Genomic DNA, 25,876 nt, shown 5'->3' with positions numbered 1-25,876 from the left:
CCGTCCCGGCGGCTGGCCGCTTTTTCGCGGTCCAGCGCCGGACAATCGTTCGATATCCTTGCGCCATGAAGGCAGGTACACGAACCGCCCCAGCGGCTGCCCGCGGTCGTCCGCTGGCCCTCTGCTGGCCATTTTGCGACCCCTGCAAAAAACGCCCATCCTTTCGTTGACCGTTCAGTCAAAGACTGTCACATTTCCTTCACAAAATGGTTGTGGGACTGTCACGGCGGGAGGCTAGACCGCGTCAGTACCCATGACCTCAGCAGGAGGAAAAATCTTATGAAATCATTGTTTACGGCTTCGGCCGTCGCGCTTGCGCTGTCGGCCATGTCGGCCAGCGCACAGACCGAGGTCCAGTGGTGGCACGCCATGGGCGGCGAACTGGGCGCCAAGCTGGAAGAGATCGTCAAGGGCTTCAATGACAGCCAGACCGATTACAAGGTCGTCCCCTCCTACAAGGGCACCTACCCCGAAACCATGACCGCCGCGATCGCGGCCTTCCGTGCCAATGAACAGCCCGCCATCGTGCAGGTTTTCGAGGTCGGCACCGGCACCATGATGGCCGCACAGGGCGCCGTCATCCCGGTTCACCAGCTGATGAAGGATCAGGGCGCTGCATTCGACCAGTCGGCCTTCCTGCCCTCGGTCGTCGGCTACTACACCGATACCGACGGCAACATGCTGTCCATGCCCTTCAACAGCTCGACCCCGATCCTCTATTACAACAAGTCGGTCTTCGAGAAGGCCGGGCTGGACCCGAACACCCCGCCCAAGACCTGGGCCGAGATGGAAGAGTTCTCCAAGAAGATTATGGAGTCCGGCGCGGCCAGCTGCGGCTTCACCACCGGCTGGATCAGCTGGATCCAGACCGAGAACCTTAGCGCCTGGCACAACCAGCCGATCGGCACGCTGGAAAACGGCTTCGGCGGGCTGGGCGCACGCCTGTCCGTCAACGGGCCGGTGCAGGTCAAGCATTGGGGCAACCTGAAGAAATGGGCCGATGAGGGCATCTTCAAATATGGCGGCCCGGTCGGCGGCGACAACGCACCGCCCATGTTCTACTCGCAGGAATGCGCGATGATCATGAACAGCTCGGCCAGCCGCGCCGGCGTCATCGCCAATGCCAAGGACTTCGAACTGGGCTTCGGCATGCTGCCCTATTACGACGATGTCGAGGGTGCGCCGCAGAACTCGATCATCGGCGGGGCGACGCTCTGGGTGTTGTCGGGCCGTCCGGACGAGGAATATGCCGGCGCCGCGAAGTTCTTCGAGTACCTCTCGAGCCCGGCAGTCCAAGCCGATTGGGCCTCGTTCTCGGGCTATCTGCCGATCACCCAGGCGGCGGCTGACGAGATGGCCGGCTTCTTCGGTGAGAACCCGGGTGCCGATACCGGTCTGAAGCAGATCACGCTGAACACGCCGACCGAGAACTCCAAGGGCCTGCGCTTTGGCAACTATGTCCAAATCCGCGGCATCATCGACGAGGAGTTTGAACAGCTCATGTCGGGGTCCAAGGATGCCCAGGGCGCGCTGGATGGCGTGGTCGAGCGTGGCAATGCGCTGATCGAGGAATTCCAGGCGCAGAACCAGTAAGCTGATAGGCTGATCCCGGGGGCCGTGGCGATGCTGCGGCCCCCATCCTCACGGACCCGAGTGACAAGATGAAGCGCACGATCTTTCGCAACCAGCTTTTGCCCTGGCTTCTGCTGGCCCCCCAATTGGCCATCACCTTCATCTTCTTCATCTGGCCCGCCGCCCAGGCCGTCTGGCAAAGCTTCCTGCGCGAAGATGCTTTCGGGATGAAGTCGACCTTCGTCGGCATGGAGAACTACTGGCGGCTGCTCGACAGCCCCGAATACCTGAACTCGCTGCAAGTGACCGCGGTCTTTGCCGTCTCGGTGACGATCCTGTCGATGGGCTTCTCGCTGCTGCTCGCGGTGGCGGTCGACCGGATGATCCGCTCGGCCCAGACCTACACGACGCTGCTCGTCTGGCCCTACGCCGTCGCCCCCGCCGTCGCCGGCATCCTGTGGTGGTTCATCTTCAACCCGACCATCGGCATCCTGCCCTATTTCCTCGATCAGGTCGGCTATGACTGGAACCATATCAGCGACAAGGGCGATGCGTTCCTGCTGGTGGTGATCGCCAGCGCCTGGAAGCAGATCAGCTATAACTTCCTGTTCTTCGTCGCCGGCCTGCAGTCGATCCCGGCCAGCTTGCGCGAAGCTGCGGCCATCGACGGCGCCGGTCCGGTGAAGCGCTTCTTCACCATCACCCTGCCGCTGATCTCGCCCACGACCTTCTTCCTTCTGGTCGTGAACATCGTCTACGCCATGTTCGACACCTTCGCGGTCATCGACAGCACCACCGAGGGCGGCCCGGCGCAGGCCACCAACATCATGGTCTACAAGGTCTATTTCGACGGCTTCGTCGGCCAGAACCTTGGCAGCTCGGGCGCGCAATCGGTGATCCTGATGCTGATCGTGATCGCGCTGACGGTGATCCAGTTCCGCTGGGTCGAGAAGAAGGTGGAATACTGATGATCGAGAACCGCCCCGGCCTGAACCTTCTGGCGCATCTGGTGCTGATCCTTGGCGTGGCCATCGTCGCCATGCCGGTCTGGATCGCCTTCGTCGCCTCCACCCATACGGCCACCGACTTTTCCTCGGGAACCATCCCGATGTGGCCCGGCCCGCATCTGATCGAGAACTACAGCCGCATGCTCGACAGCGGCCTTTCCACCAGCGGTACCCCGCCGGTGGGGATGATGATGCTGAACAGCCTCGTGATGGCGCTGATGATCGCCATCGGCAAGATCATCATCTCGGTGCTCTCGGCCTTCGCCATCGTCTATTTCCGCTTCCCGCTGCGCAACCTCGCCTTCTGGTGCATCTTCATCACCCTGATGCTGCCGGTCGAGGTGCGCATCGTGCCGACCTTCCAGGTGGTCGCGGGGCTGGGGCTGTTGAACAGCTATGCGGGCCTGTCGATCCCGCTCATTGCCTCGGCCACGGCGACCTTCCTCTTCCGGCAGGTCTTCCTGACCATCCCGGACGAGCTGACCGAGGCCGCGCGGATCGACGGCGCCGGCCCGATGAAATTCTTCCGCGACATCCTGCTGCCGCTGTCGCGCACCAACATCGCGGCCTTGTTCGTGATCCTCTTTATCTATGGCTGGAATCAGTACCTGTGGCCGCTCTTGGTCACCACCGATTCCAGCTATTACACCATCGTTGCGGGCATCAAGCGCATGGCCGACGCGGTGGACGGGCTGCCGCAATGGCATCTGGTGATGGCGACCGCCGTCATGGCGATGCTGCCGCCCGTCGCCGTGGTCATTGCCATGCAGAAGCTGTTCGTCAAAGGTCTTGTCGAGACGGAGAAATAATCGTGGCATCCATCACCCTGGAGAATGTCGGCAAGGTCTATCCCGGCGGCACCCGTGCCATCGGCGACGTGAATATCGACATCGCCGATGGCGAGTTCATCGTGCTGGTCGGGCCTTCGGGCTGCGGCAAGTCCACCCTGCTGCGCATGGTCGCGGGACTGGAGAGCATCACCGATGGCACGGTCAAAATCGCTGATCGCGTCGTGAACGAGATCGAGCCGGCCGACCGCGACATCGCCATGGTGTTCCAGAACTATGCGCTCTACCCGCATATGTCGGTGCGCCAGAACCTCGAATACGGGCTGAAGAACCGCGGCACCAAGCGCGACGAGATCGATCGCCGCGTGGCCGAGGCGGCGGGCATCCTGCAGCTTGAACCTTATCTCGACCGCAAGCCCCGCGCCCTGTCGGGTGGCCAGCGCCAGCGCGTCGCCATGGGCCGCGCCATCGTGCGCGAACCGGCGGCCTTCCTCTTCGACGAGCCGCTGTCGAACCTCGACGCGAAACTGCGCGTGGCCATGCGACTGGAAATCAAGGAGCTGCAGAAGCGCCTGCGCACCACCAGCCTCTATGTCACCCATGACCAGCTCGAGGCGATGACACTGGCCGACCGGCTGGTCGTCTTGAACATGGGCAAGGTCGAGCAGATCGGCACGCCCCTTGAGGTCTATCGCCGCCCCGCCTCGGCCTTCGTCGCGGGCTTCATCGGCTCGCCCGCGATGAACCTTATCCCCGCCCGCGCCGTGCCGCATCTGCCGGGCAGCGCCCATGCCGGGCTGCTGGGCATCCGCCCCGAGGATATGGACATCACCGCCGACGGCCCGATCGAGCTGCGCATCAACGCGGTCGAGGAATTGGGCGCGCAGCGGCTTGTCCATGGCCTGGTCGGCGGCGAGGCTTTCACCGTCACCGCCCCCTCGGATGCCGATCTGGGCGAGGTGCTGCGCCTGTCGGTGCCGGCGCAGGCCCTACACCGGTTCGACGCGGACAGCGGCAAGCGGCTGGACTGAGATCCGGGCAGGGCCTCGGCCCTGCCTCGACCCTACCCCACGCCCCAACACATCCAGTCACAAGGGTGAGCAATTCCCCCTGCACAACCCTTTGCGGTTGATGTTCTCTCTTTGTTCTGGCGTTAACCTGTGTTAATCTTTTGCTGCCAGCAAGAGGAATCTGTGTCATGTGTTTTGCGGTCTGCGGCAACGCCACTCATCACCCGATCAACTGCATCGTCCCCCCGCATATGTTACGCGTCATCGCGCTGCGCGGCGACGAAAAGATGGCCGACATGGCCCGCAGCCTGCTGAAGCAGACCGAGCAATTGCGGCAGGAACGGCAGGAACAGGGCCATGTCACCCCGCCCCCGCCCGACCAGCCCACCGCTGCCGTCGCGCGGGGCGGCAAGCGGCGCAGCGCCGCGCCCGGCTTTACCCCCGACCGCCGTATCCATGACGGCGAGCACAAGGCCGCGCTGCCCGGCAAGCTGGTCCGCGCGGAAGGCGACGACCCCACCGGCAATGCCGATGTCGACAATGCCTATGACGGCGCGGGCGAGGTCTTCTCGCTCTATGCGACCCAGTTCAACCGCAACTCGCTGGATGGCGAGGGCCAGTCGCTGATCGCCACGGTGAACCACCGCCGCAATTACAACAACGCCTTCTGGGACGGCCGGCAGATGGCCTATGGCAATGGCGACGGCAAGCTGTTCAAGACCTTCATCGACCTCTCGGTTATCGCGCATGAGATGACCCATGGTGTCGTCCAGCATTCCGGCGGGCTGGTCTATCAGGACCAGTCCGGGGCACTGAATGAAAGCATCGCCGATGTCTTCGGCGCCATCGCGGTGCAGCGCCATCTGGGGCAGGATGTGGATGCGGCCGACTGGATCATCGGCGGCGGCATCCTTGGCCCCGATGTGAAGGGCGTCGGCCTGCGCAGCATGAAGGCCCCCGGCACCGCCTATGCCGACGAATTGCTGGGCCAGGACCCGCAGCCCTTCCACATGGACAATTTCCTGTCCACCACCGATGACAATGGCGGGGTGCATATCAACTCGGGCATCCCGAACCACGCCTTCTACCTCTATTGCCAGTATCTTGGCGGCAATTCCTGGGAAAAGCCCGGGCAGATCTGGTATCGCGCGCTTCAGGACCTGAACAACCCGCTGGCCAGCTTTGCCGAATGGTGCCAGCAGACCGTGGATGCCGCCACCGCCATTCACGGCATGGGCAGCACCGAGGTGATCATGCTGCGCCGGGCGTGGAAGCTGGTTGGGCTGCCCGCCTGATCGGGGCCGGCTGAGGCAACCTGTCCATAGAGTGATCTTGCCGGAATCGCCTGCCGCGCCTATCTTTTGCGCGATGAGTTGCGCAACGGTAACGGCTGGATGCATTGCCATGATCATTGAAATCTCGTCCAGCGGCGGCTTTGGCGGGATCGCCGCAGCTGGCGTCAAGAAGCGGATCGACGTGGACCAGCAATCCGCGGCGGTCCAGCAGGAGATCTGCGAGTATTTCGAGCCACGCGATCTGGACCAACTGGCCTCGCGCAGCGTTCGGTCACGCTCGGCCGATGCGATGGTCTACAAGATCACCGTGACCGACCCGAAGGATGGGCAGCATGTCTACTCCATCCCCGAGGACCAGTTGCCGCCCGAGATGCTGGACCTGATCGACTCGATGTAGGCAGAGCGCCCCGGTTCACCGCGCCCCGGCCCGCGCCGAGGGCGAGGTCAGCCGTTGCGCGCCTCTTCCTCATCCGCCTCGCGCTCGCGATGTCGGCGGTTCCAGATGAGACTGCTGATGAAGGCCATGCCGATGAAGCCCGCGCCCAGCAGACCAGTCACCGCCTCGGGGATGTGCCACATGGTCTGGCCGAACATAATGATGCTGAGGATCAGGATCGACCAGAAGGCCCCATGTTCCAGAAATCGGAACTCGGCCAAGGTGCCGCGCTCGACCAGCATGACGGTCATCGCCCGCACATACATCGCCCCGATCCCCAGCCCGATGGCGATCAGGAACAGGTTCTGCGTCAGCGCAAAGGCCCCGATCACCCCGTCAAAGCTGAACGAGGCATCCAGCACCTCGAGATAGAGGAAGGCGCCAAACCCGCCCTGTTCCGCCGCCCCCGCGCTCTTGCCCCAGCGGTCCAGAACATGCCCCAGCGCATCCACGGCCAGAAAGGTCACGATGCCGCACATGGCCGAGAACATGAAGATCTTCTCGTCCCTGACCGGCAGCAGCCAGACGAACAGCAGGATGATGACGAGGACGAAACCGACCTCCATCCCCCGGACCGAACCGAGGGCGCGCAAGGCCCGCTCCAACCGGCCGATCCAGTCCACATCCTTCGACTGGTCGAAGAAGAAGCTGAGCGCGACCAGCATCAGGAACGACCCGCCAAAGGCCGCGATGGGCAGATGCGCCTCGCCCATGATCCGCGCGTATTCGCCGGGCTCGGTGGCGGCCAGCATGACGGCGGCCCATGGCCCGATCTTGGCCGCGATCACCACGATGATCAGCGGGAACAACAGCCGCATCCCGAAGACCGCGATCAGGATGCCCCAGGTCAGAAAGCGTCGCTGCCAGATCGGCGACATGGTTTTCAGCTTGTTGGCATTGACGATGGCATTGTCGAAGCTGAGCGAGATTTCCAGCACTGCCAGCACCGCCGCGATCAGCAGGAACGAGATCGCCCCCGAGCTGCGCCCGGTGAATTCCCAGCCAATGAACCCGGCCAGTGCCACGCCCAGAACCGTCACGATCAGCGGCCAGACCAGATAGGACATCGTTGAACGCATCTGCAGACCCCTTACCTTCCCAAGCTTCGGCCGCGCCTGAACTCAGCGCGTTACAGCCATTTCTTCCAGCGCAGCACGAGATAGGTGCCCACCGCCGAACCCACCATCATCACCAGCGCCATGCCATATCCCCAGCGCTGCTGCAGTTCGGGCATGACCTCGAAATTCATCCCGTAGATGCTGGCGATCAGCGTCGGCGGCAGGAACAGCGCGGCGATGACCGAAAGGATCCGCACCGTTTTGTTCTGCTGCAGATTGATCATCCCCAGCGTGGTGTCGACCGACAGACTGACCCGCGACGAGAGGAAATCGGCATGGACCTCCAGCGCCTGGACATCGCGCTGCTGGCCGCGCAGCACCGCCCGGATCTTGGCGGTATCGGGGCGCTCGTCGGTGGTGGCGGTGTAGAAGGCCAGCAGCCGCTCGATCGTCAGCAGGCCAAGCCGCACCCGCGCCATCAGCTCGGCCTCGGCACCCACCTTGGACAAGGCCGCCTGCAGCACCGCCGAGGGGCTGTCGGCACCGGCATCGAAAACCTTCAGCACCGTCGCATCCAGCACCCGGCCCGAGTTTTCCAGGATGTCGGCCAGCCGGGCGATGATCTCTTCGATCAGGCCCAGGAACAGCCTTTCGGCCGAGCGGCAGCCGGTGGTCGAGCGTTCGGCCCGATCGGGAAAGGTGTTGAAGGGGCGCGGCGCATGGTGGCGCACGGTGACCAGCCGGCCCGGCGACAGAAGGAAGGCCACCGGCATGGCGACCCTTGTGCCGTCGGGCAATTCGCCGGGCAGCACGGCGGTCATGTATTCGGTGTCACCTTCACGGTAGAGCCGGTTAGATATCTCGATCTCTTCCATATCGGCAAGACTCGGCACGTCGATCCCCAGCGCGGTCGCGTCGGCGATCTGCTTGTCGGTCGGCGACCAGAGGTCGATCCAGATCGCCTCTGCCAGGTCCACCCCCTCGGGCAGCGGGACCAGCTTATTGCCGGCCAGCGTATAGGCGCGGATCACGCCACCGTTCCGCGGATGAAGATCGCCAGATCGGCCACATTGGTGCCGGTCGGGCCGGTGGTGACCAGCGCCTTGCCGGCCTTCAGCGCTGGGGTGGAATCGTTCCGGGACAGCGCGTCATCGGGATCGATGCCGGCCTTGCGGATCAGATCGATGGTTTCGGGTCCGACCAGCCCGCCCGCAGCCTGCCCCGGCCCGTCGCGGCCATCGGTACCGACGCTCGCAAAAACCCAGTCGCGCGCCAGCGTCTCGCTGGCCAGCCGCGCGAAACGCAGTGCCAGTTCCTGGTTGCGCCCGCCCATGCCCTTGCCGGTCAGCGTCACCGTCGTCTCGCCACCGAAGGCCATGGCCGCGCCGTCGGGCAGGTCGCGCACCACCGCAAGGATCGCCTCGGCACAGTCCTGCACATCGCCTTCCAGCTGGATCGGCCCCTGAGAAGCCCCCGCCGCGACCATCGCCGCCACGCTTTGCGGGTTCGAGCCGATCAGGATGTTGCGCGCCTCGGGCAGCGCGCCGCGATCCTCGGCGCGGGTCAATGCTTCCTGCACCGCGCCGGGCAACCCGTCCCAGAGACCCAGAGCACGGGCCTTGGCGGCAGCCTCGGCCACCGTGCCGATCGGCGCGACCGTCGGACCCGAGGCAATGACGCGCAGATCATCGCCCGGCACGTCCGACAGGATCAGCGCCGTGACCGGGGCGCGGCTGGTCCGCAGCCAGCCCCCGCCCTTCAGCCGTGACAGCGCCTGACGGATCAGGTTGGTCTCGGTGATATCGGCACCCCCGGCCAGCAGCAGCTTGTTCACCGCCTGCTTGTCCTTCAGCGTCAGCCCGGGGATCGGCGCCGGCAGCATGGCCGACCCGCCGCCCGAGATCAGCGCCAGCACCCGGTCATCGGGACCTGCCGCTTGCAGGATCGCCTCAACCTCGCGCGCCGCCACTTCACCCGCCGCATCTGGCACCGGATGGCCCGAGGTCAGCACCCGCGCGCGTTCCAGCGGCGCATCATTGCCGGCATTGGTGATGACCAGCGCAGTCGTGCCCTTGGGCAGGCCCGCCAGTGCCGCGACCGCCATGGCCCGCGCCGCCTTGCCAAGCGCGATCACATGCCAGCGCCCACCTGCGGCGGGCGGATCGGCCAGCGCCTGATCCAGGTTTGCTGTCACGCAAGCCGCGGGGTCCGCAGCCGCAATACCGGCGCGGATCAAGGCCATCGCGCGTTCGCCAAGCTCTGTCATGGCGCAAGATGAGCCTGTTTCGCTGAAAAAGGAAAGAGGCGTTCACGGACTGGCGGGCGCAAAGATCGCCCGGTCCGGCGCCGCAAAAAAGCCGCCGCCGATTGCTCGGCGGCGGCATATACTGGTGAACCTACAGGTGGGACGGGTGTCCCGCTTGCCGGTTGGCGCCCACCGGCAAAGCCGGTGTCTGATCTCAGAGGTTCTTCAGGTCGCGATCCACATCACGCGCGAACTCGTCGACCTGCTTTTCGGCCTCGTCCTTGGTCCAGCCGTATTTCTCTTGCAGCTTGCCGGCCAGCTGCTCGCGGTTGCCGGCGACCTGATCGTATTCGTCATCGGTCAGATCACCCCATTTGGCGCGAGCGGCACCCTTGAGCTGCTTCCACTTGCCTTCAACGATATCCCAGTTCATCGCGTGCTCCTTTCAGAATTGCGCGTTGATTACCGGGGTCAAACGCAGGCTCGGAAACCGCAGTTCCGCGATTGAGCAATTGTTAAGTGACCAGATCGCGCGGCGGGCGGCCCTCGGCAAAGTCGACCAGGTTGTCCAGCGCGCGCAGCGCCATGGCGGTACGAACCTCTTCGGCGGCGGTGCCGAGATGCGGCAGCAGGCTGACATTCCACAGCTTGCGCAGCTCCTCGGGGACCAGCGGCTCCTGCTCGTAGACATCAAGCCCGGCACCTGCGATGGCGCCCGATTGCAGCGCCGCGATCAGCGCGGCTTCGTCCACCACATCGCCGCGCGAGATGTTGATCAGATAGCCGCCCGGCCCCAGTGCGGCCAGCTCCGCCGCCCCGATCAGATGCCGCGTCCCGGCGCCACCCGGCACCGCGACCACGGCGAAATCGGCGGCCGAAAGCGTCGCGGCGAGATCCGGCATCTGCTCGGCCGGGAAGTCCAGCGACGAGACCACCGAGCGGTTGTGAAACACCACCCGCATCCCGAAGCCGAAATGGCAGCGCCGGGCAATGGCCTGCCCGATGCGGCCCATGCCGATGATGCCGACGGTCTTGCCGGTGACGTGGGTGCCCAGAAGCTGGGTCGGATACCAGCCGTCCCATGCCCCGCTGCGCACCAGATGCTCGCCCTCGCTGGCACGGCGGGCGGCCATCAGCAGCAGCGTCATGGCGATGTCGGCGGTGGCGTCGGTGACCGCGCCCGGCGTGTTCGAGACGGCGATGCCGGCGGTCCGCGCCGCCTCGATATCGATATGGTTGAAGCCCACGCCGAAATTCGCCAGCAGTTTGCAGCGCAGATCGCCGGGCGCGGCACCGGCAAAGGCCTCGGCGGTGAAGCCGTCGCGCAGCGTCGGCAGGATCAGGTCGTGATCCTGCATAGCCTGCCGCGCCTCGGCGGGCGTCAGCGGGTGGTCGGGCAGGAAGCTCGCGTCAAAGCGGGCGCAGATCGCCTCGGTTGCGGCGGGTGTCATCGGGCGGGTGACCAGCAGTTTCATCAATACATCCTTCCGCCATTCGGGATTTTCAGATCGGGCGCGATCAGAACGACCTCGTTCTCCTCATCCGGCACACCCAGCACCAGCACCTCGGACATGACCGGGCCGATCTGGCGCGGCGGGAAATTCACCACGCAGAGCACCTGTTTTCCGACCAGCATCTCGGGCTGGTAATATTTGGTGATCTGGGCCGAGGACTTGCGCTCGCCCAGCTCGCCCAGATCCAGCCAAAGCTTGATCGCGGGCTTGCGGGCCTCGGGGAAGGGTTCGGCGCGGGTGATGGTGGCGACACGGATATCGACCTTCAGGAAATCGTCGAAGGAAATGGTCATTTCGCTTTCCCCAGTTCACGGCCGCGTTCGGTGGCCGCGGCAACCGTGCGCGCCATCAGCGGCGGCAAGCCGGTGTCCGGATCCATCAGCACCTTCAGCCCGGCCGCTGTGGTGCCGCCGGGCGAGGTGACGTTCTCGCGCAGGACCGCCGGGTCCTCATCGGCATCGACCGCCAGCGCCCCGGCCCCGGCCACGGTCATCCGAGCCAGTTCCAGCGACAGGTCTGCCGGCAAGCCCTGCGCCACGCCAGCGGCGGCCATCGCCTCGATCAGGTGGAAGACATAGGCCGGGCCGCTGCCCGAGAGGCCGGTGACCGCATCCATCTGGTCCTCGCCCTCCAGCCGCACCACGCGCCCGACCGCGCGCATCAGCGCCTCGGCCAGATCCAGATGGGCCGGCGTGGCGGCGGCATTGCCGATCATCGCGGAAATACCCTGCCCGATGGCGGCGGGGGTGTTGGGCATCACCCGCACGACCGGGCTGCCCGGAAAGGCCTGTTCATAGGTGGCGATGGTGGTGCCAGCGGCGACCGAGACGACCAGCGTGTCGGTCAGTTTCGGCATCTCGCCAAGCGCCTCGGCCATCATCTGCGGCTTCACCGCGAGAACCAGAACGGCGGGGTTTTCGGGCAAGGGCGCGTTCACCCGCAGACCTTTGTCCTGCCAGTCGGGGGCCAGTTTCGGGTCGATGACGGTCACCGCGCCCGGTTCCAGCCCGCGCGCCAGCCATCCCTTCAGCATCGCCCCGCCCATGCGGCCACAGCCCACAAGCACCAGCCCGCGGCTGTTCAGATCGTTGAAATCGGTCATTCATTCCCCCTCATGCCGTCGGGGAAGATGCGCCCCCGTCAGGCCCGTCCGTAGGCTTCGGACAAAGCGATGTCCAGCGCGGCGGCGGGGCTGGCGTTGCCCCAGGCAGCCAGCTGGAACGAGGGGTAGAAGCGTTCGCAGCCCAGCAGCGCGTTGCAGATCATCTGGTCGATCTGCTCAGGCGCGGCGATGGTGTCGCCGGCCAGCACCAGACCATAGCGCCAGACCATCAGCTTCTGCTCGGCCCAGAAGGTGAAGCCGCCATCCCAGACCTGATCATTGGCGAGATTCAGCGTCTCATAGAGCTCGGGCAGACGCTCCTCGGGCGGGTCCATGTCGAAGGTGCAGATCAGCCGCAGCACCTCTTCCCGCGCCGACCAGGCTAGGGTGATCGAGTAGCTGCGCCACTGCCCCTCGACCACCATGGCGATCTGGTCATCGGCGAGGCGGTCGAAGTCCCACTCGTGATGGGTGGCCACCGACTCGACAATGTCGATCGGGTGGATCTCGTCGCTGTGGATGTAATGATCTGTCTGAGCCATGTCTGTCCCCTGCCTGCTTTCGCCCGTCTGAGGAAGCGGTTCTGTCGCCGCTAGTCTTGGTGGCAGTCACAACACCCGGCGGGATGCCTTGGCTGCTTACACTATATCCTGTGTTGGAAATGGTAGGGTGTAAAGTAAAATTTCCTTAACGGCTTGCCTCGCAACGAGGCACTGCCTAGCAGTCGCGCAGGCGGCGGACAGGGGGAAAACCCGCATGAATCGGGACCATGGCGGCGATATCGATCGGGCTCAGGCGCGCTTTGGCGGGGGCGACTGGATCGATCTGTCCACAGGAATCAACCGCCGCCCCTGGCCTGTGGGGCAAGTACCCGAGGCGGTCTGGCGCGCGCTGCCGACCGAATCGGCGCGGGCGCGGCTGATCGCGGTGGCGGCGGCGTGGTTCGGCTGCGAGGCAGAACAGGTGCTGCCGATGGCGGGGGCCTCGGCGCCGATCCAGCTTCTGCCCCGTGTCCTGCCCAAGGGCCGCGCGGCGGTCATTGCGCCCAGCTATAACGAACATGCCGCCAGCCTGCGCGCGGCGGGCTGGCAGGTCGGCGACGTTCCGACCATCGAGGCCATGGCGGGCGCCGATCTGGCGGTGGTGGTCAATCCGAACAATCCCGACGGGCGCGAATGGGCGCCCGATGTGCTCGCCGACCTCGCGGACCGCGTCGGGCATCTGGTCGTCGATGAAAGCTTTGCCGATCCGAGGCCAGACCTGTCGCTGGCAGGCCGGATGCCCGCGAATGTCAGCATCCTGCGCAGCTTCGGCAAGTTCTGGGGGCTGGCGGGGCTGCGGCTTGGCTTCCTGCTGGGCGCGCCATCGCTGCTGGCGTCGGTGGCGCGCGAAGCGGGGCCGTGGTCGGTCAATGGCCAGGCGCTGGAGATCGGGGCGGCGGCGATGGCGGATGCGGCATGGGCCGACGCGGCAGTCGTCTATCACAGCGAGGCGGCGCTGCGGCTGGACCGGCTGGCGATGCAAAGGGGCTGGCAGGTGGTCGGCGGCACGCATCTCTTCCGGTTGTATGAGACCGGGGATGCGGAAGCCGCGCAGGACGGGTTGGCCCGGTCGCAGATCTGGACCCGGCGCTTTCCCTATTCGGGCGGATGGCTGCGCATGGGCATTCCGGGCGATCACGCGGAATGGGACCGGGTGGCGGCGGCGATGAAGCGATAGCGGGGCGGAGGGCCAGCGGCCGACCGCGGGTGGCCGCTGCCTGCGGGTGAACGAAGCGCCTTTATGGCGCCAGCATATCGACCCGCTGTGCGGCGCAGGACGTCACCCAAAGCGGCCGCCCTTGCGGGCGGTCGGCCGCTGGCCCGCGCTGGTCGCACGGGCCGGGTCTGCTAGCTTCGCGCCAGCCCCAAGATCGCCCCGACATCCAGATGCCGCTCCATATGGTCTGCCAACAGGTCCAGCGTCTCCTCGACGCCCGCCTCGTATCCCGGCTGCGAGGCCGTCCCCAGCCGCGCCAGGAAGCCGGCCCGAAAGCGGTCATCGGCGAAAAGACCGTGCAGATAGGTGCCCATCACCCGCCCGTCGCTGCTGATCGCGCCATCCGGGCCGGGGAGATGGGCGAAGGGCCGCGCGCAATCCGGCCCTTCGGTCCGGCCCATATGAATCTCGTAGCCGTTGAGCGGCTGGCCAAGGGCGGTGCCGCTGACGCGCTCGAGCCGCTTGGCCCCGGCCATCTCGGTCGTCACCTCCAGCAGGCCCAGCCCCTCGCTTTCGCCCGGCAGACCGTCAGTGCCCTGCGGGTCGCGGATGGCTCGCCCCAGCATCTGGTAGCCGCCGCAGAGACCCAGCACATGCCCGCCCCGCCGCAGATGCGCCTGAAGGTCGATATGCCAACCCTGCGCCCGCAGGAAATCCAGATCGCCGCGCGTGGATTTGGTGCCGGGGATCACCACCAGATCGGTATCGCCCGGCAAGACCTGCCCTGGCCCCAGCATGGTCAGCCGCACCCCGGGCTCGGCGGCCAGCGGGTCGAGATCGTCGAAATTGGCGATCCGCGACAGGGTCAGGCAGACCACGTTCAACCCCGCCCCGCGCGAGGCGCGCAGATCGACCGCATCCTCGGCCGGCAAGCGGATGGCGTCCCTGAACCAGGGCAGGACGCCGAAGCCGGGCCAGCCGGTGCGCTCGGCGATGAAGCGATAGCCATCGTCGAACAGCCGCGGGTCGCCACGGAACTTGTTGATGAGAAACCCCCGCACCATCGCGGCATCCTCGGGATCGATCACCGCCTGCGTGCCGACGATCTGGGCGATGACCCCGCCCCGGTCGATGTCACCCGCCAGCACCACCGGCACATTGGCCGCCCGCGCGAATCCCATATTGGCAATGTCGCGCGGGCGCAGGTTCACCTCGGCGGGACTGCCCGCGCCCTCGACGATGACCAGATCATGGGCGGCCCTGAGCCGGTCGAAACTCTCCATCACCGCCGTCAGCAGACGCGGTTTCAGCGCCGCATAGTCGCGCGCCTCGGCCCGAGCCACGGCGCGGCCCTGCACCACCACCTGCGCGCCGGTATCGGTCTCGGGCTTCAAGAGCACCGGGTTCATGTCGCAAACCGGCTCCAGCCCCGAGGCCCGCGCCTGCAGCGCCTGCGCCCGGCCGATCTCGCCGCCATCGGCGGTCACGGCGGCATTGTTCGACATGTTCTGCGGCTTGAAGGGCGCGACCGACAGCCCGCGCAGCCGAGCCGCGCGGCAGAGGCCCGCGACCAGCAGCGACTTGCCGACATTCGAGCCCGTGCCCTGAATCATCACCGCGCCCATCGAGGCCACCCACCGCTTGCCATCATCTCTGCGGATGACTAGATAGGCGCGTCCGCAAAGGAAAGGCCCGCCCCGTGCAAAACGTCGTGCTGACGATCCATCTGATTCTGGCCCTGCTTCTGACAGGGGTGGTGCTGCTGCAACGCTCGGAAGGCGGTGGCCTTGGCATGGGCGGCGGCGGTGGCGGCGGGGTGATGACCGGCCGTCAGGCGGCGAACGTCTTTACCCGGCTGACCTGGATCTTCGGCATCGCGTTGTTCGTGACCTCGATCGCGCTGACCATCATCGCGGCCCGCGAAGCCTCGACCGGCTCGATCATCGACCAGCTGGGTGGCAACGGTCAGAGCCAGCAGGCACCGGCGACGAACCTGCCGGGCCTTGGCACCTATACGCCCCCGCCCGCGACCAGCGGCCAGCCGGTGACGCCGCCCGCGCCTACCGCGCCGGCCGGTGATGCGGCTGCGGCGCCTGAAGCGGCTGCCCCGGCGACGGATGCGGCGGCCGCGCCTGTGACCCCGCCGGCTGCGGAAGCCCCGGCTGAAGCTGCTCCGGCAGCCGAGGCACCTGCGGCAGAGGCCCCCGCGGCCGAGACTGCACCGGCGGCGGAAACGCCCGCCGAACCGGCCGCACCTGCGACCAACTAAGCTCACCAGAAATTGCGGGGTGTGAAAATCGCCCCACATCCACTTGCGGTCCGTTGCGGCCACGGGACAAATCGGTTATTTCTTGACTCCCGTGATGCAGGTCGCTCGGCGGCCCGCTATGACTTGAATTTGACGACATCACGGGGGCCCAATGGCGCGTTACATCTTCATCACCGGCGGCGTGGTTTCCTCACTCGGCAAGGGCTTGGCGTCCGCCGCGCTGGGGGCGCTGTTGCAGGCGCGGGGCTTTACCGTGCGGCTGCGCAAGCTAGACCCCTATCTGAACGTCGACCCCGGCACCATGTCGCCCTTTGAACATGGCGAGGTCTTCGTCACCGATGACGGCGCCGAGACCGACCTGGATCTTGGCCATTACGAGCGCTTCACCGGCGTTTCGGCCCGCAAGACCGATTCCGTCAGCTCGGGCCGGATCTATTCCAATGTGCTGGAGAAGGAGCGCCGTGGCGAATATCTCGGCAAGACCATCCAAGTCATTCCCCACGTCACCAACGAGATCAAGGATTTCCTGTCCATCGGCGAGGACGAGGTGGACTTCATGCTGTGCGAGATCGGCGGCACGGTCGGCGATATCGAGGGCCTGCCCTTCTTCGAGGCGATCCGGCAGTTCATCCACGAACGTCCGCGCGGCCAATGCATCCTGATGCACCTGACACTGCTGCCCTATCTGGCTGCCTCGGGCGAGTTGAAGACCAAGCCCACCCAGCACAGCGTCAAGGAATTGCAGTCCATCGGCCTGGCCCCCGACGTGCTGGTCTGCCGCAGCGAACATCCGATCCCGGAAAAGGAACGCGCCAAGATCGCGCTTTTCTGCAATGTCCGCCCCGATGCGGTGATCCCGGCCTACGACCTGAAATCGATCTACGAGGCCCCCCTGGCCTATCACCGCGCCGGTCTGGATCAGGCGGTGCTCGACGCCTTTGGCATCAGCCCGGCCCCGCGCCCCGACATGTCGCGGTGGGAAGACGTGATGGACCGGCTGCAGAATGCCGAGGGCAAGGTGAAGATCGCCGTTGTCGGCAAATATACCCAGCTCGAGGATGCCTATAAGTCCATCGCCGAGGCGCTGACCCATGGCGGCATGGCGAACCGTGTGCGGGTCAAGGCCGACTGGGTGGACAGCGAGAAACTGGAAGGCGAAGGCGCGCATCTTCTGGACGGCTATCACGGCATCATCGTGCCGGGCGGTTTCGGCGAGCGCGGCACCGAGGGGATGATCGCCGCAGCGAAATATGCGCGCGAGAAGAAGGTGCCCTATCTGGGCATCTGTCTGGGAATGCAGATGGCGGTGATCGAGGCCGCCCGGAACCTGGCCGAGATGCCCGATGCGGGCTCCGAGGAATTCGACCACGAGGCCGGCCAGACCCGCTTTACCCCGGTCGTCTATCACCTGAAGGAATGGGTGCAGGGGAATTACACCGTGCAACGCAAGGTCGGCGACGACAAGGGCGGCACCATGCGCCTTGGCGCCTATACCGCGATCCTGGAGCCCGGCTCGAAGATCTCCGAGATCTATGGCGGCGCGACCGAGATGGAAGACCGCCACCGCCACCGCTACGAGGTCGACGCGAAATACCGCGACCAGCTGGAGGCCGCCGGCCTGCATTTCTCGGGCATGTCCCCCGACGGCAAGCTGCCCGAGGTGGTGGAATATGCCGATCACCCGTGGTTCATCGGCGTGCAATCGCATCCGGAACTGAAGTCGAAGCCGTTCCTGCCCGCGCCGCTGTTTGCGGGGTTTGTGGAGGCGGCGAAGGTGGGGGCAAGGTTGGTGTGAGAACTTCACTATTGTGTTGGTCCGATCTGTGACCAATACAATGGCTGCAGGAGGAACAAGTGCCGCTCGACCACGAAATATTTGGCGAAGGTGTCTACACACCACAGCAGGCCGCAAGGCTGATCGGCGGCTCTGCAGTCGATATTATTCGTTGGACTAGAGGAACCTCTTCTTCAGAGCCTATTTGGAATGCAAGATATAGCGCATTCGATGACTCCACCGCTATTAGTTTTCTTGATCTCATTGAGACTCGAGTCGTAGGAGCCTTCCGTCGTGCCGGCGTTTCGCTGCAAGCAGTACGTACAGCGATTTTGATAGCACAGGAAAAATACGGGATCGAGCGCCCACTATCTTCGCTCAGTTTTAAAACAGATGGAAAAGAGATCGTCTTCAAGGCACTTGAAGACGAAGAAAACTATGAAAGCTTGTCTCGAAAAAACCCTGGGCAAAAGATATTTGGAAAAATCGTCGAGCTTTCATTGAGGGATCTCGACTATGAGAACGGCAGGGTAGTTCGATGGCGTCCAACAGCGGATAAAGAGGTCATTATCGACCCGAGGCGCTCGTTCGGCGCCCCGATACTTGAGAAATACGGCATCTCCACAGGCACTTTGCTCGGAGAGCACAAACTCGGCATGACGGCCTCACAGATAGGCAAACTATACGAGATTCCTACGAAATACGTCAATTCGGCTATCAAGTACGAGAGATCACTAGACAAGCATGATCCGAGTACTATTTGACCACAACATGCCACCAGCCTTAGCTCGATGCCTTCACGAGGCAATCAAAATTGAGGGACATGAAGCGTGCGCACTTCGGGACAAATTTCCCAAGAATATTTCTGATATAGAACTCTACACAAAAATTGGCAAGGAATCTAACTGGATAACTTTGTCCAAAGATGTTCACAACGCGAAGCGAAAGCCTGAAAAAGCAGCAATACTCAAGTCGGGAGTACTTGCCTTTTATCTAGCCCCCACCATTCAGAGAAAACCAATTACGCAGCAGGCGGCCCTTATCCTCTGGCATTGGGAACGCATGGTCCAACAGCGATTGAATAATCGGAATGGGCTTTACCTTCTGCCCGAGAACAAGGGAAGCAAATTCAAACTTCTGTAGACCGGTCGCCGAAAGGCTAGAGGACTGTCCATCGGTTGCAAAGACGTCACCAATAGGTCTCCGGCTTTCGATCCTGCAGGCGAACCGGCGTTTCGGGTGCTGACAGCTTTCCGCCGACCCATCCCCTCCCCCCTACCCAAACCGCCCCCAACGCGTCACAATCGCTCAAAACCATAACGAGCGATCCACCCCATGCGTCTCGCCCTCGCCACCGTCGTCGCACTCGTCACAACCCCTGCCCTCGCTGACGCCCCCCTGATCGTCATCGAACAGTCGCAGATTCCCTTCGACCTTGGCCCGGCCCATCCGGCGAACAAGCCGTCGCGCATGTCGAACTCGCCCAATTCCGCCTGGAACAGCGCGGCGAACAGCGCCAATTCCAGCTCGGCCTACGAGAACCGGCCCTCGAACCCGGCGAATTCGGAACGGCTGATCATCACCGGCGATGGCGGGGTCATGGGCTATTACAGCACCAATGCGGGCGGGGTGCTGAACCTTTTCGACGTGAACGGTCGGCGGGTTGCCTATCGTCCGGCGCGCGGCACGCGCAGCCTGTTCAGCACGAACGGCGAATGGTGCGGCACGGTGGACGGGGTGCGCGGCGGTGGCTTTGTACTGGGGGTTACGCGGTCTTGCGCTGCGCGCTTCAACCGCTGACAGAGCAAAGGCCGCCGCGCACAATCTTTATGTGCAGATTCTGCAGGTTTGGAAACCCAACCTTTTTTAACTTGTCATCTTTCTCTGCTAACTACGTAACGTCACTGCAGGATTGCCGAACATGAACGATGCGCCCAAGGACTGGTTCGAAGCCGAGCTTCAGGACACGCTGGACGAGGATTACGAGATCGAGTTGGAGGATGCGGTGCTATCCGCCGAGATCCGGCGCATCTACCGCGACAACCATCCCGAGCAGATGGATCGCAAGCTGTATTTCCAGGAATTGCTGCGCCTGCAATCCGAGCTGATCAAGCTGCAGGACTGGGTCAGCCACTACAAGGAAAAGATCGTCGTCATCTTCGAGGGCCGCGATTCGGCCGGAAAGGGCGGCGCCATCAAGCGCATCACCCAGCGGCTGAACCCGCGCGTCGCCCGCGTGGTCGCCCTGCCCGCACCCTCGGACCGGGAAAAGACGCAATGGTATTTCCAGCGATACGTGCCGCATCTGCCGGCAGGCGGGGAAATCGTGCTGTTCGACCGCAGCTGGTACAACCGCGCGGGGGTCGAGCGGGTGATGGGCTTCGCGAACGAGGACGAGGTCGAACAGTTCTTTCAGGACGTTCCCGAATTCGAACGGATGCTGGTCCGCTCGGGCATCCGGCTGGTGAAGTACTGGTTTTCGGTCACCGACGAGGAGCAGCAGATGCGGTTCCTCATGCGCATCCATGATCCGCTGAAGCAGTGGAAGCTGTCACCGATGGACCTGCAAAGCCGGGTGCGATGGGAAAGCTATACCAAGGCCAAGGAAGAGATGTTCGAGCGCACCAATATCCCCGAGGCGCCGTGGTACATCGTGCCGGGCAATGACAAGAAGCGTGCCCGGCTGAACTGCATGAGCCACCTTCTGGGGCTGATGCCCTATACCGAGGTGCCCCACGAAGAGATCGAGCTGCCGAACCGGGTGTTCAATCCCGATTACGAGCGCGACGTGCTGCCCCGCGATCTCTACGTGCCGCAGAAGTATTGAGGGCCGAGGCGGGATAATCGGGTGAAGCTGCGGCGCGCTAGTCGCGGTCGTTCCCGCCGCCACGGTCATTTGCCGGATTCGGGGTCGAGCCAAGGAAACGCTCGCCGAACTCCTGGATATGCCCGCCAAGCGTGAAATCGGGATCGGCCTCGCGGGTCTCGTTCAGGAATTCGCCGACCGTCGAGCCGGATTCCTTCAGCTCACGCGCCTCGTCGCGCAGGAACTGACCTCCGGCACCGGGATTATTGGGTGAACCGGCCAGCGCGGGCAGTGCAGGCAGGGTCAGGCAGAGGGCAATGATGAAGCGATGCACGGCAACCTCCTTGGGGTTGAGTCCATCACGCAATGATACACCCGCAACTGCGCGCGACAAAGCGGCCGGTTGCATCACCCGAATGCCGGTGACAGGATCGCAGGTTCAGGCCGCCAGGACCCCGCACATGCTCGACTTCCATATCTACGATGTCTTCACCGACCGGCCTTTTTCGGGCAATCCGCTGGCCGTGGTCACGGGGGCGGACGGGCTGAGCACGGCGCAGATGCAGGTGATCGCCCGGCAGTTCAATCTCAGCGAGACGATTTTTGTCCAGTCGCCGCGCGATCCGGCGCATACGGCACGGGTGCGGATCTTCCTGCCCAAGGCCGAGATCCCCTTTGCCGGCCATCCGACCATCGGTTGCGCGCTGCACCTGTCGGGCGGCGAGAATGGGCGGATCGTGCTGGAGGAACAGGCTGGGCTGGTGCCGGTCACCATTGCGGACGGGCTGGCGGAGTTTGTGGCCCCGGCCCTGCCTGCCCTAACCGGCGAGGCACCAACGCCTGTGGATGTTGCCGCGGCGCTGGGGCTGGCGGTGGGACAGATCGGGTTCGGCGCGCATCGCCCCGCCATGGCCAGCGCTGGCAATGATTTCATCTTCGTGCCGCTGCGTGATCTCGAGGCGCTGGCCCAGGCACGTCCGCGCGGCGAGGCCTTCGAGGCGCTGACCCGCGCTGCCCCCAAGCTCTATGCCTATGCGCCCGAGGGTGATGGTTTCCGCGCCCGCATGTTCGCGCCCGCGAATGGCGTGCCCGAGGACCCCGCGACCGGATCGGCCTCGGCCACCTTGCCCGCCCTGCTGCTGGCCGCCGGTCGGCTCGGCGAGGGCGAGAACCGCATCGCGCTGCGTCAGGGCGTCGAGATGGGCCGCCCGTCAGAGATCGGGCTGACGGTTCAGGTCGGAAACGGGGCCATCACCGAGGTCCGCATCAGCGGGCGGGCGGCGAAGGTCGCCGAGGGACGCATCACCATACCGGAGGTTCACTGATGCCCAAGGGATACTGGATCGCGCATGTGACGGTGGATGATCCCACAGCCTACGAGGCCTATCGTCAGGCCAATGCCGCGCCTCTGGCCCAATACGGCGGGCGCTTCCTCGTGCGCGGCGGGGTGCAAACCGTGGTCGAGGGTGAGGCACGCCCGCGCAGCGTCGTCGTCGAGTTTCCCAGCCTCGAGGCCGCGACCGACTGCTATCACAGTGCCGAGTACCAGGCGGCACTGGCGCTGCGCAAACCTTGCAGCGCGGGGGACGTCGTCATCGTCGCCGGATATGACCCTGCCTGATCGCGTCTTGTGACGGCGGGCGTAAGGTCTATGATACCTGCATGTTCCGCAATCTCCTGACCCGCCTTTTCGCCGAAGACACCGAGGACCGCCGCATCGATGCCGGCGATGCCGAGGTTGCGCTTGCCGCCCTGTTGGTGCGGGTCGCGCGTGCCGATGATCGCTATGACGGGGTCGAGCAGCGGCGGATCGAGCAGATCCTGGCCCGCCGCCGGGGTCTCAGCGGCCAGCAGGCGGCCGAACGCCGCGCCGCCGCCGAGATGATCGAGGCCGAGGCCCCCGATACCGTCCGCTTCACCCGCACGATCAAGGACCGCATCGCGCTGGAAGACCGCTTCGATGTCATCGCCGCGCTGTGGGAGATCGCCTATGCCGACGAGACCCGCGGGGCCGACGAGGAATCCATGATCCGCCTCGTCGCCGGGTTGCTGGGCATCAACGACCGTGACTCGGCCTTGGCCCGCCAGCGCGTGCTGGAAGAGATGGGCCTCGGCGACAAGGGCTGACCGCTCAGGCCAGCCCGCCCTTGATCAGCCGATCCGCCAGCCGGGCGTAGGCATCGGCGACCGCGCCCTCGCCCAGCGCCACCGGGCGGCCCGCATCGCCGGCCAGTCGCACCTCGAGCTCGAGCGGAATCTCGCCAAGGAAGGGCAGATCCAGGTCCCGCGCCTCGGCGGCGACACCGCCATGACCGAAGAGATGCGCCTCGTGGCCGCAATTCGGGCAGACATAGCTCGACATGTTCTCGACCAGCCCGAGGATCGGCGTCTTCAGCTTGCGGAACATGTCGATGGCGCGGCGGGCATCCAGCAGCGCCACATCCTGCGGCGTCGAGACGATCAGCGCCCCGGTCAGCGCCGCCTTCTGGCACAGCGACAGCTGCACATCGCCAGTGCCGGGCGGCAGGTCGATCAGCAGCACGTCAAGCTCGCCCCAGTTCACCTGTCCCAGCAACTGCTGCATCGCGCCCATCAGCATCGGGCCGCGCCAGATCACCGCCTCGCCCTCGTTCAGCATGAAGCCGATCGACATCAGCGTGACGCCATGCGCCTGCAGCGGTTCGATCCGCTGACCGTCGGGGCTGGCCGGGCGGCCCGAGGCGCCCATCATCCGCGGCTGGCTGGGGCCATGGATGTCGGCATCCAGAATGCCCACGCGACGCCCGGCCCGCGCCAGTGCCACCGCGAGGTTCGAGGTGACGGTGGATTTTCCCACGCCACCCTTGCCGGAACCAATGGCGATGATGTTCTTCACACCCGGGATCGGCTGCGGGCCGGCTTGCGGGGTCGGGTGACGGCCCAGCTTCATCTGCGGTGGTGGCGTCTGTGCCGCCGGCTTGCCGGCCGGCGCGGTCATGACGATCGAGACATTGGCCACGCCCGGCAGCGCCAGCAGCCGCCGCCGCGCCTCGGCCTCGACCGGGGCGAATGCGCGCGCCTGATCGGCATCCCGGACCTCGAGGACGAATCGAACCGTGTCGCCATCGACCGTCAGGGCGCGCAAAAGATCGGCCCCGCCAAGGGTCCCACCGCCCGGAATCTCGATCCCCTCGATTGACCTTACGGCAACTTCACGCTCGATGCCCATTTCTTCGCCTTTCACCCGAGATCGTCATCAAACTTATGGAACCGCAGCGCCTCGGCAACACTCGCGTCCCTTTGTCGCAGGCTAACCCCATCTGACCCTGCGTCACAAGAGCACAGGGTAGCGGAACCGTGATCGCTAACGGCGAAACGCTCTCTTTTTTGCGCGCCTTTTCAGCAGGTCACAGCCAGCTAGGTCAGCAATAGTTATGCAATTGCTGCATAGCAGAAAACCACATTCCAGCCATTGTGCATCTGCAGCATTAGCGCCATCTTTGTCTCATCCGAAAGCGCAGGACCATCCGGGTTCGGCGCAGAGACGAAGAGCAGACGCAAGGAAGACGAACATGGCTGCAATTGAACATATCCACGGCAGCGCCCGCAAAGAAGCCGGTTTCCGCACTTGGCTGGGCGACGTGATCGCCGGCATTCAGGAAAGCCGCGCTCGCAATGCCGTCTACCGTCAGACCGTTCGCGAACTGAACGCCCTGACCGCGCGTGACCTGGCTGACCTGGGCATTCATCGTTCGATGATCTCCCGCATCGCCCGCGAAGCCGCCTACGGCGCCGCGCAGTAACATAGGTTTTTGATCCCTCGCCCCTCCTCCTCCCTGGGGCCAGGGCTTAGGCGGCATCCTCCCTCCTCCTCCCTGAGGATGCCGCCACCCAGTTAACAGGATCGCCCGCTCCTCCTCCCTAGGGCCATCCTGTCGCAGCGGCGGCCTCTCTCCTCCTCCCTGAGGCCGCCGCTGAAAAGAATACGAGGCCCGCTGTCCCTCCTCCTCCCTGGACAGCCCGCCTTGTTCGCGGTGAAGCCCTACCTCCTCCCAGGGCGACACCGCACCCCATGCGCGGCCTCTCCTCCTCCCTGAGGTCCGCGTGCACAGCGGCGGCCCCACTCCTCCTCCCAGGGGCCGCCGCTGAAAAGAATACGAGGCCCGCTGTCCCTCCTCCTCCCTGGACAGCCTGCCTTGTTCGCGGTGAAGCCCTACCTCCTCCCAGGGCGACACCGCACCCCATACGCGGCCTCTCCTCCTCCCTGAGGTCCGCGTGCACAGCGGCGGCCCCACTCCTCCTCCCAGGGGCCGCCGCTGAAAAGAATACGAGGCCCGCTGTCCCTCCTCCTCCCTGGACAGCCTGCCTTGTTCGCGGTGAAGCCCTACCTCCTCCCAGGGCGACACCGCACCCCATACGCGACCCCTCCTCCTCCCTGGGCCAGCGTGAACGCGGCGGCGCCCCTCCTCCTCCCTGGGCGCCGCCGCTTTTCTTTTTCTGCGGGCCGGGTTATGGGCGAATGATGCTCAGCTATCAGCACGCCTATCACGCCGGGAACCTTGCCGATCTCCACAAGCACGCGCTGCTTGCGGTGGCGCTGGATTACCTGACGCGCAAGGACAAGCAGCTCAGCTATATCGAGACCCATGCCGGGCGCGGCCTTTATCGGCTGGACAGCGCCGAGGCGCAGAAGACCGGCGAGGCGGCGGCGGGCATCCGGCGCGCCGAGGCCGAGAGCTGGTTGCAGGCGGGCCATCCCTTCCTGCAGGTTCTGGCCGCCGTCCGCGCCGCCCATGGCCGCGCCGCCTATCCCGGCTCACCGCTGATCGCCGCGCATTTCCTGCGCAAATCCGACAATGCCCACCTGGCCGAGCTGCACCCGGCCGAACATGCGGCGCTGTCCTGGGTGGCGGGCTTCGCCACCATTCACCGCCGCGACGGTTTCCAGGTGGCGCAGTCGCTGTGCCCGCCGACACCGCGGCGGGGCTTCATGCTGATCGATCCCAGCTACGAGGTGAAGACCGAGTACGAGGAGATTCCGCGCCAGATCGACCAGATCGTGCGCAAGTGGAATGTCGGGGCAATCGCGCTGTGGTACCCGATCCTGACCGATGACCGGCATCTGCCGATGCTCACGCGGCTGAAGCAGAATCACCGGCAGGCGCTGGTGTCAGAGATCCGCTTCCCGCCGGTCCGGGCGGATCACAACATGGTCGGCTCTGGCATGTTCGTCATCAACCCGCCCTGGGGTCTCGACCGCGAGGCGCGGCGGCTGGAGGATGCGATTGGAAAGGGCGTGCGGGGCGGCGTGCAATAGCCGCGC

29 protein-coding genes are annotated in these 25,876 nt (G+C 65.0%); 18 read left to right on the top strand and 11 right to left on the bottom strand.

The window, feature by feature from the left end; all coding sequences use genetic code 11:
* The first annotated feature begins 279 nt into the window (after positions 1-279).
* The 6 genes from ugpB to CX676_RS00205 all read left to right on the top strand — a co-directional run bounded on the left by ugpB (position 280) and on the right by CX676_RS00205 (position 6,069).
* Entirely contained in the window at positions 280-1,593 is a 1,314-nt protein-coding gene (gene ugpB / locus CX676_RS00230; protein ID WP_101750821.1) for a sn-glycerol-3-phosphate ABC transporter substrate-binding protein UgpB, read from the top strand.
* Positions 1,594-1,661: 68 nt separating this feature from the next.
* A complete protein-coding gene (ugpA, locus tag CX676_RS00225) occupies positions 1,662-2,540 on the top strand; it encodes a sn-glycerol-3-phosphate ABC transporter permease UgpA (RefSeq protein ID WP_101750820.1) in 879 nt (292 codons plus the stop codon).
* Entirely contained in the window at positions 2,540-3,388 is an 849-nt protein-coding gene (gene ugpE / locus CX676_RS00220; protein WP_101750819.1) for a sn-glycerol-3-phosphate ABC transporter permease UgpE, read from the top strand. The genes ugpA and ugpE overlap by 1 nt, the downstream gene beginning before the upstream one ends.
* Positions 3,389-3,390: 2 nt before the next feature.
* Positions 3,391-4,398 (top strand): sn-glycerol-3-phosphate import ATP-binding protein UgpC, encoded by a 1,008-nt coding sequence (locus tag CX676_RS00215; RefSeq protein WP_101750818.1) that lies wholly within the window; start codon positions 3,391-3,393, stop codon positions 4,396-4,398.
* A 167-nt stretch (positions 4,399-4,565) separates the two neighbouring features.
* Complete coding sequence (locus CX676_RS00210; protein ID WP_101750817.1) at positions 4,566-5,672, top strand: M4 family metallopeptidase; 1,107 nt, start codon at positions 4,566-4,568, stop codon at positions 5,670-5,672.
* Positions 5,673-5,781: 109 nt separating this feature from the next.
* The gene (locus CX676_RS00205; protein WP_101750816.1) at positions 5,782-6,069 is read left to right on the top strand and encodes a protealysin inhibitor emfourin; all 288 of its coding nucleotides are present in this window, start codon (positions 5,782-5,784) and stop codon (positions 6,067-6,069) included.
* 47 nt (positions 6,070-6,116) lie between these two features.
* On the opposite strand, the gene CX676_RS00200 is transcribed toward CX676_RS00205, so the two are convergent.
* The 8 genes from CX676_RS00200 to CX676_RS00165 all read right to left on the bottom strand — a co-directional run bounded on the left by CX676_RS00200 (position 6,117) and on the right by CX676_RS00165 (position 12,569).
* Positions 6,117-7,187: a DUF475 domain-containing protein gene (locus CX676_RS00200; protein ID WP_101750815.1), complete on the bottom strand. Its 1,071-nt coding sequence runs from the start codon at positions 7,185-7,187 to the stop codon at positions 6,117-6,119.
* Positions 7,188-7,237: 50 nt separating this feature from the next.
* Entirely contained in the window at positions 7,238-8,197 is a 960-nt protein-coding gene (locus tag CX676_RS00195; protein ID WP_101750814.1) for a magnesium transporter CorA family protein, read from the bottom strand.
* A complete protein-coding gene (locus tag CX676_RS00190; RefSeq protein ID WP_332872943.1) occupies positions 8,194-9,360 on the bottom strand; it encodes a glycerate kinase type-2 family protein in 1,167 nt (388 codons plus the stop codon). The genes CX676_RS00195 and CX676_RS00190 overlap by 4 nt, the downstream gene beginning before the upstream one ends.
* Before the next feature lie 265 nt (positions 9,361-9,625).
* Positions 9,626-9,844, bottom strand: coding sequence for a CsbD family protein (locus CX676_RS00185; protein ID WP_101750812.1), 219 nt, complete (start codon positions 9,842-9,844; stop codon positions 9,626-9,628).
* Between the two features lie 82 nt (positions 9,845-9,926).
* Positions 9,927-10,886: a 2-hydroxyacid dehydrogenase gene (locus CX676_RS00180; protein WP_101750811.1), complete on the bottom strand. Its 960-nt coding sequence runs from the start codon at positions 10,884-10,886 to the stop codon at positions 9,927-9,929.
* Positions 10,886-11,218, bottom strand: a complete 333-nt coding sequence (locus CX676_RS00175; RefSeq protein WP_101750810.1) for a tRNA-binding protein — start codon at positions 11,216-11,218, stop codon at positions 10,886-10,888. The genes CX676_RS00180 and CX676_RS00175 overlap by 1 nt, the downstream gene beginning before the upstream one ends.
* Complete coding sequence (gene proC / locus CX676_RS00170) at positions 11,215-12,027, bottom strand: pyrroline-5-carboxylate reductase (RefSeq protein WP_101750809.1); 813 nt, start codon at positions 12,025-12,027, stop codon at positions 11,215-11,217. Before proC ends, CX676_RS00175 begins: the two co-directional genes overlap by 4 nt.
* A 38-nt stretch (positions 12,028-12,065) precedes the next feature.
* Positions 12,066-12,569 carry a type III secretion system chaperone family protein gene (locus CX676_RS00165; protein WP_101750808.1) on the bottom strand — a complete coding sequence of 168 codons (504 nt, stop codon included), beginning with the start codon at positions 12,567-12,569 and terminating at the stop codon, positions 12,066-12,068.
* A gap of 214 nt (positions 12,570-12,783) precedes the next feature.
* On the opposite strand from CX676_RS00165, the gene cobD reads away from it, so the two are divergent.
* Positions 12,784-13,746, top strand: coding sequence for a threonine-phosphate decarboxylase CobD (cobD, locus tag CX676_RS00160; protein ID WP_101750807.1), 963 nt, complete (start codon positions 12,784-12,786; stop codon positions 13,744-13,746).
* A gap of 170 nt (positions 13,747-13,916) precedes the next feature.
* Here cobD and CX676_RS00155 read toward each other — a convergent pair whose 3' ends face one another.
* A complete protein-coding gene (locus tag CX676_RS00155; protein WP_101750806.1) occupies positions 13,917-15,350 on the bottom strand; it encodes a cobyric acid synthase in 1,434 nt (477 codons plus the stop codon).
* A 74-nt stretch (positions 15,351-15,424) separates the two neighbouring features.
* On the opposite strand from CX676_RS00155, the gene secG reads away from it, so the two are divergent.
* The 6 genes from secG (at position 15,425) to ppk2 (ending at position 20,595) form a co-directional block, all read left to right on the top strand.
* A complete protein-coding gene (gene secG / locus CX676_RS00150) occupies positions 15,425-15,994 on the top strand; it encodes a preprotein translocase subunit SecG (RefSeq protein ID WP_101750805.1) in 570 nt (189 codons plus the stop codon).
* A 151-nt stretch (positions 15,995-16,145) separates the two neighbouring features.
* On the top strand, positions 16,146-17,789 hold the full coding sequence (locus CX676_RS00145; RefSeq protein ID WP_101750804.1) for a CTP synthase: 1,644 nt from the start codon (positions 16,146-16,148) through the stop codon (positions 17,787-17,789).
* Between the two features lie 59 nt (positions 17,790-17,848).
* Positions 17,849-18,532, top strand: a complete 684-nt coding sequence (locus tag CX676_RS22410; protein WP_157935804.1) for a hypothetical protein — start codon at positions 17,849-17,851, stop codon at positions 18,530-18,532.
* Positions 18,513-18,911, top strand: a complete 399-nt coding sequence (locus tag CX676_RS23300; RefSeq protein ID WP_157935803.1) for a PIN-like domain-containing protein — start codon at positions 18,513-18,515, stop codon at positions 18,909-18,911. The genes CX676_RS22410 and CX676_RS23300 overlap by 20 nt, the downstream gene beginning before the upstream one ends.
* A gap of 192 nt (positions 18,912-19,103) precedes the next feature.
* Positions 19,104-19,568, top strand: coding sequence for a hypothetical protein (locus CX676_RS00140; protein WP_101750803.1), 465 nt, complete (start codon positions 19,104-19,106; stop codon positions 19,566-19,568).
* A gap of 121 nt (positions 19,569-19,689) precedes the next feature.
* Positions 19,690-20,595 carry a polyphosphate kinase 2 gene (ppk2, locus tag CX676_RS00135; protein WP_101750802.1) on the top strand — a complete coding sequence of 302 codons (906 nt, stop codon included), beginning with the start codon at positions 19,690-19,692 and terminating at the stop codon, positions 20,593-20,595.
* 37 nt (positions 20,596-20,632) lie between these two features.
* Here ppk2 and CX676_RS00130 read toward each other — a convergent pair whose 3' ends face one another.
* Positions 20,633-20,908 carry a hypothetical protein gene (locus CX676_RS00130; protein WP_157935802.1) on the bottom strand — a complete coding sequence of 92 codons (276 nt, stop codon included), beginning with the start codon at positions 20,906-20,908 and terminating at the stop codon, positions 20,633-20,635.
* A gap of 127 nt (positions 20,909-21,035) precedes the next feature.
* Here CX676_RS00130 and CX676_RS00125 point away from each other — a divergent pair, with 127 nt between their 5' ends.
* Genes CX676_RS00125 through CX676_RS00115 form a run of 3 tightly spaced genes read left to right on the top strand, consistent with a single transcriptional unit; the run spans position 21,036 to position 22,701 of the window.
* Positions 21,036-21,899: a PhzF family phenazine biosynthesis protein gene (locus CX676_RS00125; RefSeq protein ID WP_101750800.1), complete on the top strand. Its 864-nt coding sequence runs from the start codon at positions 21,036-21,038 to the stop codon at positions 21,897-21,899.
* Entirely contained in the window at positions 21,899-22,195 is a 297-nt protein-coding gene (locus tag CX676_RS00120) for a DUF1330 domain-containing protein (protein WP_101750799.1), read from the top strand. Before CX676_RS00125 ends, CX676_RS00120 begins: the two co-directional genes overlap by 1 nt.
* 41 nt (positions 22,196-22,236) lie before the next feature.
* Positions 22,237-22,701: a tellurite resistance TerB family protein gene (locus CX676_RS00115; protein WP_101750798.1), complete on the top strand. Its 465-nt coding sequence runs from the start codon at positions 22,237-22,239 to the stop codon at positions 22,699-22,701.
* A gap of 4 nt (positions 22,702-22,705) precedes the next feature.
* Here the strand turns inward: CX676_RS00115 and CX676_RS00110 are convergent, their stop codons facing one another.
* A complete protein-coding gene (locus CX676_RS00110; RefSeq protein WP_101750797.1) occupies positions 22,706-23,782 on the bottom strand; it encodes an Mrp/NBP35 family ATP-binding protein in 1,077 nt (358 codons plus the stop codon).
* 343 nt (positions 23,783-24,125) lie between these two features.
* On the opposite strand from CX676_RS00110, the gene CX676_RS00105 reads away from it, so the two are divergent.
* Both CX676_RS00105 and CX676_RS00100 read left to right on the top strand, forming a co-directional pair.
* Positions 24,126-24,356: a DUF1127 domain-containing protein gene (locus CX676_RS00105; RefSeq protein WP_198590246.1), complete on the top strand. Its 231-nt coding sequence runs from the start codon at positions 24,126-24,128 to the stop codon at positions 24,354-24,356.
* 719 nt (positions 24,357-25,075) lie between these two features.
* Positions 25,076-25,870, top strand: a complete 795-nt coding sequence (locus CX676_RS00100; RefSeq protein ID WP_101754036.1) for a 23S rRNA (adenine(2030)-N(6))-methyltransferase RlmJ — start codon at positions 25,076-25,078, stop codon at positions 25,868-25,870.
* The last annotated feature ends 6 nt before the right edge of the window (positions 25,871-25,876 follow it).

It is taken from the genome of Paracoccus zhejiangensis, assembly GCF_002847445.1.
GTDB classification, from domain to species: Bacteria; Pseudomonadota; Alphaproteobacteria; order Rhodobacterales; family Rhodobacteraceae; genus Paracoccus; species Paracoccus zhejiangensis.
The sequence above is the reverse complement of the archived record's forward strand: the minus strand, read 5'-3'. Positions and strand labels throughout refer to the sequence as shown.